This is a genomic window from Clostridium hydrogeniformans DSM 21757 (genome assembly GCF_000686705.1).
Lineage (GTDB): Bacteria > Bacillota > Clostridia > Clostridiales > Clostridiaceae > Clostridium_Z > Clostridium_Z hydrogeniformans.
On sequence record NZ_KK366004.1, the window covers coordinates 708,455 to 719,900 of the forward strand.

At 30.5% G+C, this 11,446-nt stretch carries 10 protein-coding genes; all 10 read left to right on the forward strand.

Features of this window, described 5'->3' with window-relative positions:
• The first annotated feature begins 30 nt into the window (after positions 1-30).
• The 10 genes from BR69_RS0116605 to BR69_RS0116650 all read left to right on the forward strand — a co-directional run bounded on the left by BR69_RS0116605 (position 31) and on the right by BR69_RS0116650 (position 10,861).
• A complete protein-coding gene (locus tag BR69_RS0116605) occupies positions 31-1,560 on the forward strand; it encodes a YifB family Mg chelatase-like AAA ATPase (protein WP_027634206.1) in 1,530 nt (509 codons plus the stop codon).
• A 79-nt stretch (positions 1,561-1,639) separates the two neighbouring features.
• Positions 1,640-2,725, forward strand: coding sequence for a DNA-processing protein DprA (dprA, locus tag BR69_RS0116610; protein ID WP_034850033.1), 1,086 nt, complete (start codon positions 1,640-1,642; stop codon positions 2,723-2,725).
• A gap of 68 nt (positions 2,726-2,793) precedes the next feature.
• The gene (topA, locus tag BR69_RS0116615) at positions 2,794-4,893 is read left to right on the forward strand and encodes a type I DNA topoisomerase (RefSeq protein WP_027634208.1); all 2,100 of its coding nucleotides are present in this window, start codon (positions 2,794-2,796) and stop codon (positions 4,891-4,893) included.
• Positions 4,894-5,131: 238 nt separating this feature from the next.
• A complete protein-coding gene (gene codY, locus BR69_RS0116620) occupies positions 5,132-5,908 on the forward strand; it encodes a GTP-sensing pleiotropic transcriptional regulator CodY (protein ID WP_027634209.1) in 777 nt (258 codons plus the stop codon).
• Between the two features lie 274 nt (positions 5,909-6,182).
• On the forward strand, positions 6,183-6,884 hold the full coding sequence (rpsB, locus tag BR69_RS0116625; protein ID WP_027634210.1) for a 30S ribosomal protein S2: 702 nt from the start codon (positions 6,183-6,185) through the stop codon (positions 6,882-6,884).
• 69 nt (positions 6,885-6,953) lie between these two features.
• Positions 6,954-7,877 carry a translation elongation factor Ts gene (gene tsf, locus BR69_RS0116630; RefSeq protein WP_027634211.1) on the forward strand — a complete coding sequence of 308 codons (924 nt, stop codon included), beginning with the start codon at positions 6,954-6,956 and terminating at the stop codon, positions 7,875-7,877.
• Between the two features lie 71 nt (positions 7,878-7,948).
• Positions 7,949-8,659, forward strand: a complete 711-nt coding sequence (pyrH, locus tag BR69_RS0116635) for a UMP kinase (RefSeq protein ID WP_027634212.1) — start codon at positions 7,949-7,951, stop codon at positions 8,657-8,659.
• Positions 8,660-8,674: 15 nt separating this feature from the next.
• The gene (gene frr, locus BR69_RS0116640; protein WP_027634213.1) at positions 8,675-9,232 is read left to right on the forward strand and encodes a ribosome recycling factor; all 558 of its coding nucleotides are present in this window, start codon (positions 8,675-8,677) and stop codon (positions 9,230-9,232) included.
• A gap of 62 nt (positions 9,233-9,294) precedes the next feature.
• Positions 9,295-10,053 carry an isoprenyl transferase gene (locus tag BR69_RS0116645; protein ID WP_027634214.1) on the forward strand — a complete coding sequence of 253 codons (759 nt, stop codon included), beginning with the start codon at positions 9,295-9,297 and terminating at the stop codon, positions 10,051-10,053.
• Between the two features lie 13 nt (positions 10,054-10,066).
• A complete protein-coding gene (locus tag BR69_RS0116650; protein WP_027634215.1) occupies positions 10,067-10,861 on the forward strand; it encodes a phosphatidate cytidylyltransferase in 795 nt (264 codons plus the stop codon).
• Positions 10,862-11,446 lie beyond the last annotated feature (585 nt).

Sequence of the window (11,446 nt, forward strand, 5' to 3'; positions counted from 1 at the left end):
ATGTCAATAATCACATTGAGGTGAGATTATATGGCTATTAATCTAAATAGTGCCACCATAAGAGGGATAGAAGGAGAAATGGTTAGGGTAGAGGTAGATATAGTAAGGTCTCTTCCATCCTTTACCATAGTAGGACTTCCAGATACCACTGTAAAGGAGTCAAAGGAGAGGGTCAGAAGTGCCATAATAAATAGTGGATTTGAATTTCCTTTAGGAAGAATAATTGTAAATTTGGCTCCAGGAAATCTTAAAAAAGAAGGAACATATTTTGATCTTCCTATTGCCTTAGCTATACTTAGAATAACTGAGCAGATACAAGGGTTTAATGAAGAAGAATTTATAATCTTAGGAGAGCTTTCTTTAAATGGAGAGTTAAGAGGAGTAAAGGGAATTCTACCTATAGTAATTGAATCCAGTAATAATGGGTTTAAGAATTTTATTGTACCCTATGATAATGTAAAAGAATGTTCTATTATAAAAAATACAAAAGTATATGCTTTTGAAAACTTAAAAGAAGTTATAGGATTTTTAACCTATAGAGATGTTATGCCTTATTCTATAAAAGAGGATAAGGTGAACATAAGAAACTTAGGGGATTTTCAAGAGGTAATAGGACAAGAAAGTGTAAAAAGAGCATTAGAAGTAGCTTGTGCTGGAGGTCATAGTGTAATACTTTATGGAGAACCAGGTACAGGAAAATCAATGCTTGCTAATAGAATCCCTAGTATATTGCCGGAATTAAGTTATGAAGAATCCTTAGAGGTTACTAAAATATATAGTGTCTGTGGTATATTAAATAAAAATAATGGATTGGTTAAGGAAAGACCTTTTAGGAGGCCTCACCATACCACATCTAATATAACCTTAGTTGGTGGGGGAAGAGATTTAAGACCTGGAGAGATAACCTTAGCCCATAATGGGGTACTATATTTAGATGAGATACTGGAATTTAAAAAAGATGTATTAGAGGTTCTAAGGCAACCTTTAGAGGAAAGAAGCATAACTGTATCAAGATTAAGCGGAACTGTAGAGTACCCCGCAAGCTTTATTTTAATTGGATCAATGAATCCCTGCATTTGTGGTATGGCCCTATCAAATTCTCCCTATAAGAGATGTTCTTGTACGGAAAGGGAGAAGAATAGATATATTAAAAAACTATCAGGACCCCTATTAGATAGGATAGATATGTTTATTTTTGTTCCTCCAGTTAATATTGAAGAATTAAATGGAGGAGGGTCCCTAGGTGAAACTTCTAAAGAAATTAGAAAAAGAGTGGAGAAGGCTAGAAAGAAGCAGAGGGAAAGATTTAAAAAGGAAAATATATATTGTAATAGTGAAATGAACCATAGGCATATACGTAATCTAGGAGAGATAAACAAAGGGGCTTTAAACATACTAGATAAAATATATTTAAAGTACAATATAAGTCCAAGGGTATATGATAAGTTAATAAAACTATCTAGAACTATTGCAGATTTAGATAATAGTGATTCGATTAAAGAGGGTCATATTATAGAAGCAATTCAATATAGAAAATTTATAAATGAAGAAATAATCTAGACATCTAATATAGGTGTCTATTTTTGTATACATAAAAAATTATTGGATATAATTTAAAAATAAAAAAGGAGGATAGGGTATGAATATAACCAATACTAATACTGTTCTTTGGATAGCTTCATCATCTATAAGCAATACTAAGAAGAACTATATATATGATCTTTACAATGATAAGGAAGAATTATTATATAATATAGTAAATTATAAGCTTAATATGCTTTCTTTAAAGGAAATGGAGGAGCTTATAAGAAGCTTTAATAAAGAAAATATTAATGCTATATCACAAAGGATTAAAGAAGAGGAATTAAAGTATCTTTTATATGGAGAAGAAGATTATCCTAAGGAGTTTTATAACATAGAAGAACCACCATTTATTATTTTTTACAAGGGAAGTTTAGATATTTTTAAAAATAAAAAGGTATCAATAGTTGGAGCAAGAAATTGCACAACTTATGGAAAAGAGGTTACAAAATATATTGTTAAAGAGTTAAGTTCATATAATATTAATACAGTAAGTGGAGGTGCCAGGGGAATAGATACTATAGCTCACTTAACATCCATAGAAAATAGGAGTAAAACTTTGGCTGTTCTTGGATGTGGTATAGATATTGTATATCCTAAGGAAAATTTAAGATTATTTAAAGATATAGAAAAAAACGGATTAATACTAAGTGAATTTCTTCCAGGTACTCCTCCCATTAATTATAATTTTCCACAAAGAAATAGGCTTATAAGTGCCTTAGGAGATATAGTAATTATAATAGAAGGAAGCAATAAAAGTGGCACCCTAATAACTGCATCCCATGCTTTAAAGCAAGGAAAGGATGTAATGGCAGTACCTGGACCTGTTTATTCGGAATTAAGCAAGGGCTGTAATAAGTTGATAAGGGATGGTGCTTATCCATTCACTGAAATAGAAGATGTTTTAAGTTTACTTAAAATTAATAAAAACTCTAATAAATTAAAGGAAGAAAATAATAAAGCAGAGAATAATACATTAAAAGAGAGAATATACAATATAATAAGGAATGAACCTATGCATATTGATACTATTGTGAAAATAACTAATATTGACATAAAGGTATTATATGAGTTATTATTTGAATTGCAATTTGAAGAAAGAATTTTAGCTTTAAATGGAAATTTCTATGTGAAAGCCATTTAATTGAATAATTAATTAAGACATACAGGGGGTGAATTCTCCATATTAAATTTAATATTATGGAGTAACATATGGGACAAAAACTTGTAATAGTAGAATCTCCAGCAAAGGCAAAGACCATAAGTAAATATTTAGGGAAAAATTTTGTTGTTGAGGCTTCAATGGGTCATGTTAGAGATCTTCCTAAAAGCCAATTAGGAGTTAATATAGAAGAAAATTATAATCCTAAATATATAACAATAAGAGGAAAAGGAGATCTTTTAGATAAGCTTAGAAAGTTAGCTAAGAAAAGTGAAAGAATATACTTGGCAACTGACCCTGATAGAGAGGGTGAAGCTATATCTTGGCATTTGGCCAATGTTTTAAAAATTGATGATGCTGAAAAATGTAGGATAGAATTTAATGAAATAACTAAAAATGCGGTACAAAACTCTATAAAGAACCCAAGAGAAATTAATAAGGATTTAGTAGACGCCCAGCAAGCTAGAAGAATATTAGATAGGTTGGTTGGTTATGAAATAAGTCCTATTTTATGGAAAAATGTTAAATGGGGATTAAGTGCAGGAAGAGTTCAATCAGCAGCACTTAACTTAATATGTGACAGAGAAGATGAAATAAGTAAGTTTGAGCCAAAAGAGTACTGGACTATTGACTGTCTTCTTCAAAAGGAAAAAAATAAATTTAAGGTAAAGCTACATAGTATAGATGGAAAGAAAGCTGAGATTAATAATGAAGAGGAAAGTACCTCAATTCTAAAAGAAATTAAAAATGGAGAATTTAAGGTAAGTAAGATAAAAAAGTCTGTGAAGAATAAGAATCCAATGGCGCCTTTTACCACAAGTACTCTTCAACAAGAGGCTTATAGAAAGCTTAATTTTCAAACTAAGAGAACAATGTCCGTGGCTCAACAGTTATATGAAGGTATAGAGGTTAAAGGACACGGAACCCTAGGATTAATAACTTATATGAGAACTGACTCTGTTAGAGTATCTCAGGATGCTCAAAATGCAGCCTTAGATTTTGTTGAAAACTCTTATGGAAAGGATTATGTTCCACAAACACCTAGGATTTATAAAGGAAAAAAGAATATACAGGATGCTCATGAAGCTATAAGACCAAGTTATATTGAAATAACTCCAGAGATTGCTAAGAAAAGTTTAAAGGATGAGCAATACAAATTATATTCCTTAATATGGAATAGGTTTATTGCTAGCCAAATGGCTTCTGCACAACTTAATTCCTATGGAATAGAGGTTGAAAATGGAAGATATAATTTTAGAGCTAGTGGATCTACTGTTAAGTTTGATGGATTTATGAAAGTATATGAGTATGTAACTGAAGAGGAAGAGGAAAGCACCAAGCTTCCAGAACTTTTAGATGGAGAAATATTAAAGCTTAATAAAGCTGATGGGAATCAACATTTTACTCAACCACCAGCAAGATTTACAGAAGCGAGTTTTGTTAAGGTTTTAGAAGAAAAGGGAATAGGAAGGCCAAGTACTTATGTTCCTACTATATCTACATTATTACAAAGAAAATATGTAGAAAGAGAAAAGAAAAATCTAATACCTACGGAACTTGGACAGATAGTAAATAATATTATGGAAGAGTACTTTAATCAAATAGTAGATGTAGAATTTACAGCAGGAATGGAAGGTAAGCTTGACAATATAGAGGAAGGAAGTGAAACCTGGTCTAAAGTAGTAGATGAATTCTTCACTCCTTTAAAAACAAGTATTGAGATAGCAGAAAAAGAGATATCAAAAATAACCATAGAGGATAAAGTTAGTGATGTTCCTTGTGATAAGTGTGGAAGGCTTATGGTAATTAAAAGGGGAAGGTATGGAGAGTTTTTAGCTTGCCCTGGATATCCAGATTGTAAGAATACTAAACCAATAGTAGAAGAAGTTGAGGCTCCTTGTCCTGTATGTGGAGGAAAGGTGTTACTTAAAAGAAGTAAAAAAGGAAGAAAGTTTTATGGTTGTTCTAATTATCCAGAGTGTAATTTTGTAAGTTGGCAAGAACCATCTACAAAAAAATGCAATTTATGCGGAACATATATGCTTAAAAAATATAATAAGTCTAAGGGTAACTATTTAGAGTGTGCAAATAGTGAATGTAAAAACAAAGAGTATGAAGAGGAAAACAAGGATAAAAAGGAAAATGGTTAGTTCTCAAGAAATTGGTAATTTTATTTATAGTATTTAAGTAAAATGTCGAAAATAAAAAAATATGGTTGAAATAGAAATATCATTATGTTATCATAGTCTAGGTGGTTTGGAAACTATTCTAAAAATTTAATGTTTTTAGAATATTCGGAATTAAAAAAGTAATTCTTCCACATATAGCAAGTATTAAAATAAATATTTTAGTAATAGTAGTAAATTTGTAATAGCAAGGAGGAGAAAAATGTCCACATTATTGAATAAAACAAGGATGTTAAATAGGATATTACAAAAGTCTGGTACAGAACCAGTAGTATTTGATGATATTTGTAAGTTATTAAGTGATGTTTTAAATTGTAATGTTTATATAATAAGCAGAAAAGGAAAAATATTAGGACATAATTTTTCAAACGGATTTGAATGTGATGTTGTAAAAGATAATGTTGTAGTAGAAGGAAGATTTCCAGAAGATTACAATGCTAAGCTTCTAAATATTAATGATACAATGCCTAACCTTCCAAATAAGGGTGAATGTGTATTTGATGTAGAAGAGGAATGTGAAGCACCAGGAAAGCTTTCAACAATAGTACCTATAATTGGAAATAGAGAGAGGATAGGTACATTATTATTAGCTAGATTTGGAGAGCCTTTTACAGATGAAGATTTAGTTATAGTAGAATATAGTGCAACTATAGTTGGTCTTGAAATGTTAAGAGCAAAACAAGATCAAATAGAAGAGGAAGCAAGAAAGAAGGCTGTGGTTCAACTTGCAATAGGAACTCTTTCTTATTCTGAGCTTGAAGCTGTAGAGCATATTTTCAATGAATTAGATGGTACTGAAGGTTTACTTGTTGCTTCAAAGATAGCAGATAAGGTTGGAATAACTAGATCTGTTATAGTTAATGCTTTAAGAAAATTTGAAAGTGCTGGAGTCATTGAGTCTAGATCCCTTGGAATGAAGGGAACTCATATAAGAATTTTAAATGAAAAATTATTAGATGAGTTAAATAAAATAAAATAGGTATATTTAAGTTAAGGGGGAAGTTGGAATCCTCCTTAATTTTTTTATATGTACATATAATATATTTAATTAAAAAATATAGATTTAAGCTATATAAGATTTAAAATAAAGTATAAAGTTACAAAAAATATAAAATACTTATTGATAGTATTTATTTCATATGATATACTATCTAAGGAATAAAAATACACACACCATATGATATTTAAACTGGTGCCTAAGGGCTATTTATTAGATAAATGTATGGTGGAGGAAAAACCAGGAGGGAAAAAATATGTCAGTAATTTCAATGAAACAATTATTAGAAGCTGGTGTTCATTTCGGACATCAAACAAGAAGATGGAACCCTAAAATGGCTCCATACATATTCACAGAGAGAAATGGAATATATATAATCGACCTTCAAAAGACTGTTAAGAAAGTAGAAGAAGCTTATGACTTCATAAAAGAAGTTGCAGCAGAAGGTAAAGATGTATTATTCGTTGGTACAAAGAAGCAAGCTCAAGAAGCTATATCTGAAGAAGCAGTAAGATCAGGAATGCACTTTGTAAACAATAGATGGTTAGGTGGAATGTTAACTAACTTCACTACTATAAAGAAAAGAATAAAGAGATTAGAAGATATCGAAAAGATGCAAGAAGATGGAACTTTTGATGTTCTTCCAAAGAAAGAAGTAATAAAGTTAAAGCTTGAAATGGAAAAGCTTGAAAAGAACCTAGGTGGAATAAAGAACTTAGATTCACACAACATAGGTGCTTTATTTGTAGTAGATCCAAGAAAAGAAAAGAATGCTATATCTGAAGCTAAGATATTAGGAATACCAGTTGTAGCTATAGTTGATACTAACTGTGATCCAGAAGAAGTTGATTATGTTATACCAGGAAATGATGATGCTATAAGAGCGGTTAAGTTAATAACTGCTAAGATGAGCGATGCTATCATGGAAGGTAGACAAGGCGAAGATTCAGCTGAATAATTAGAACTTTAGAGGTAGGTGGAGTAAATCCAGTTACCTCTTCCATTAACTTTTAAGGAGGATAAAATTATGATATCTGCAAAAGCGGTTAAAGAATTAAGAGAAAGAACTGGCGCTGGAATGATGGACTGTAAGAAAGCTCTTACAGAAACTGAAGGTGATATGGATAAGGCAGTTGAGCTATTAAGAGAAAAGGGATTAGCTGCTGCTGCTAAAAAGGCAGGAAGAGTTGCTGCTGAAGGAGTAATAGCTACTTATGTTTCAGAAGACAAGAAAACTGCTGGTATAGTAGAAGTTAACTGTGAAACTGACTTTGTTGCTATAAATGAGGACTTTATAAACTTTGCAAATAACTTAGCTAAAATGGCTTCATTAACATCAAATACTGAGATTGAAGCTTTAGTTGAAGAAAAGTATATAGCTGACGAAACTAAGACAGTTAAGGAATTCTTAACTGAATTAATAGCTAAAATAGGAGAAAACATGAACGTAAGAAGATTTGCTAAGTTCAATGTTGAAAATGGAACTATAGCAAGCTACATCCACGGTGGTGGAAGAATCGGTGTTCTTACAAAAGTTGAGTGTGAAAAAGCATCTGATATAACTGAAGTAGTTGCTAAGGACTTAGCAATGCAAGTTGCAGCTGCTAACCCATTATACTTAGATGAAACTTCTGTTGATCAAGAAGCTATAGAGAAAGAAAAAGAGCTTTTCAGAGTTCAAGCTTTAAATGAAGGAAAGCCAGAGAATATAGTAGATAAAATGGTAATTGGAAGAGTTAAGAAGTACCTAAAGGAAATCTGCTTAGTAGATCAAGTTTGGGTTAAGAATGGTGACTATACAATAACTAAATTACTTCAAGAAAAATCTAAGGAAGTTGGAGCTGAAATGAAGGTTACTGATTTCGTAAGATTTGAAAGAGGCGAAGGAATCGAAAAGAAAGAAGAGAACTTTGCTGAAGAAGTTGCAAAGCAAATGCAACAAGGAAAGTAAAACAAAAGAGAACACTGGGTGTTCTCTTTTTTTAAGATACAATAAGTTGCAAAAATTGGAGGTTTTAATATATGGATTGTTGCAAATATAAAAAGGTAATGCTTAAACTTTCAGGGGAAGCATTATCAGGAGAAAATGGTTTTGGAATAGATTTTAATGTGGCACAAAGAATAGCTACAGAGATTAAAGAACTTGTAGATATGGGTATAGAAGTAGGGGCAGTTGTAGGTGGTGGAAACATCTGGAGAGGAAGAGATGGAGATTCCATGGATAGAACTACAGCAGATTATATGGGCATGCTTGCTACTTGTATAAATGCCTTAGCACTTCAAGATTCTTTAGAAGGTATAGGAGTTAAGACAAGAGTTCAAACTGCTATAGAAATGAAGGAAATAGCAGAGCCATTTATAAGAAGAAGAGCAATGAGACATTTAGAAAAAGGGAGAGTTGTAATCTTTGCAGCTGGAACGGGAAATCCTTATTTCTCAACTGATACTACTGCAGCTTTAAGAGCAGCTGAAATAGAAGCGGAGGTTATACTTCTTGCTAAGAAAGTTGATGGAGTATATGATAAGGATCCAAAGAAATATGATGATGCAGTAAAATATAATAAATTAAATTATATACAAGTTCTTGAAAGAGGATTACAGGTAATGGATTCTACTGCAACTTCTCTATGCATGGATAACAATATACCAATTCTTGTTTTTGCATTAGATGAACCAGGAAATATAAAGAGGGCCATAATGGGCGAAAATATTGGAACATTAGTAAGTAAATAAAGTGGAGGTAAAATTATGATTAAGGAAATAATATCTAAAGCAGAAGAAAAGATGAAGAAAAGCATTAGTGTATTAAAATCTGATTTATCTACAATGAAAGCTGGAAGAGCTAACCCAACAATGTTAGATAGAATAGAAGTTGAATACTATGGCAGCATGTGTCCTTTAAGCCAAGTTGCTAATATTTCAGCTCCAGAACCAAGAATATTATTAATACAACCTTGGGAAAAAAGCACAATAAAGGACATAGAGAAAGCTATATTAAAGTCTGATTTAGGGTTAACACCATCTAGTGATGGAATAGTTATAAGACTTGTAATACCAGAACTTACAGAAGAAACTAGAAAAATTCTTGTTAAAAATGTTAAAAAGGCAGGAGAAGAAACTAAGGTCGCTGTAAGAGCCATAAGAAGAGATGCTAATGATAAAGTTAAGTCCTTAAAAAAGGATGGAGATTTATCAGAGGATGAAATAAAGAAAGCTGAAGAAAATATACAAAAGAAAACAGATGCTTTTATAAAAGAAATTGACAATATAATCGTTGCAAAAGAAAAAGAAATAATGTCTGTATAAATAATAAAACCTGCTTATGGCAGGTTTTATTATTAGAGTATGGGTTTTAGGAGGGTAATAAAGTGTTCTTTTTTAAGAGGAGTAAGAAGAAGCACCAAGAAGATCTTCATATAGATTTAGATAATGTTCCAGAACATATAGCTATTATTATGGATGGAAACGGTAGATGGGCTAAAGCAAAAGGGTTACCTAGAACCATGGGGCATAAAGCTGGAGTTGAAACCATAAGAAATATTGTAAAAGATTGTAGTAATATTGGAATTAAATATTTAACTTTATATGCCTTTTCAACAGAAAATTGGAAAAGACCTAAAGATGAAGTTAATGCATTAATGGAGCTTTTAGTGACTTATTTAAGACAAGAGTTTGAAGAGTTAAATAGAAATAATGTAATAATTAATAATATAGGTGATATTTCTATGTTACCTAAAAGGTGTAGGGAAGAATTAGATTCTGCCTATGAAAGAACTAAAAATAACACGGGCCTAACTTTAAATCTTGCTTTGAACTATGGTGGAAGAAAAGAAATCTTAGACGCTGTAAATGGATTAGTAGATGATATAAAAGATGGTAAGCTTCAATGTACTAAGGTAACAGAAGATATTTTAGAAAGATATTTATATACTAAAGATATGCCAGATCCAGATATAATCATAAGACCAAGTGGGGAGCAAAGATTAAGTAATTTCCTTCTTTGGCAATGTGCATATTCTGAGTTTTGGTATTCAAATATAAATTGGCCAGACTTTACTAAAGAAGATTTACATAAAGCTATATGGGACTACCAGCATAGGGATAGAAGGTTTGGTGGAATAAAATAAAGTAGGTGATTATATGAGTTTTAATAAAAGATATTTAGGAGCCTTAATTATGGCACCCTTTATAATATTCTTATTTTTAGGGGGAATTTATCTAAAGGTTTTAACCTTAGTATTATCATTAATAGGTATACATGAATTATATACAGTAGTTGGTGAAAAGAATATAAAACCTTTTGCTATCCTTGGATTCCTAGCTACCATAGGACTATTTTTATTAGATAATGATATAACAAAGGTAATATACATATTAATACCTTTAAGTTTTATATCTTTAATAATACCTGTAATAAATATAAAATATAATTTTATAGATGGAGCCATAACTATTCTTGGATTTTGTTATGTATCCTTATTCTTTAGTTTTATACCTTTAGTAAATTCCATGGATAATGGAAAGTATCTTCTTTGGCTTGTATTTATAGCATCTTGGCTTTGTGATACAACGGCTTATTATGTGGGAAGAGCTTTTGGGAAAACTAAGCTTTGTCCAAAGGTAAGTCCTAAGAAGACTGTAGAAGGTTCCTTAGGAGGTCTTCTAGGAGGAGCTATTGGATGTTTAATATATGGTGTAATAATATCAAAATATGGAGTTAATATACCTCTTTATCACTATTTTATTATAGGAGCACTATGTGGGGTATTTAGCCAATTTGGAGATCTTGTGGCATCATCAATAAAAAGATATGTAGGAGTTAAGGATTATAGTAATCTAATTCCAGGACATGGTGGAATATTAGATAGATTTGATAGTATTTTATTTTCATCAGTTATAGTGTTCTTTTACCTGTCTTTAATATTGAATTTATAAATATTAGTAGATTAATATTAGTATATAAGAATAATATATTAAAAGTTTAAAAGTTTAAAAGTTTTATAAAAGTTATGAATTTATTTAAAAAAGATTTTTTAGATTAAATATTATATGAATTTTAATTAGCATATATTTATTCTCACATAGGCATATAATCTTGAATAGAATTTTATAGTAAGATCAAAGACTTTTCACTAAAATTTAGTGGTAAAGTCTTTTTTTTATTTTAATTTTTAAAATCATATTTATAAAGAATGTTCTAGTATATAAGGAGCTATTTTAATAAGAAAGGAAGGTTAGTTAGATGAGAGAGGATATATAAATTTTCATTTTATTAATAAATTTATGAAGATAGTATTAATGTTTCTATAATAAATACTAGTAATAAAAATAAAAAAGAAAGCATAAGTAAAATATATAGATTAATTAGGAAGGGGGAAGTAGGTATTATATCCATAGAACTATATTAATAGAATAGTAGTAAGAATATATGATTTTTATATGGTAATTTTTAATATTATGTTAGCATATGACTTTTTTTACAAGGGAAGGGGAATAAAAGTACTTTAGATAAAAGCTATA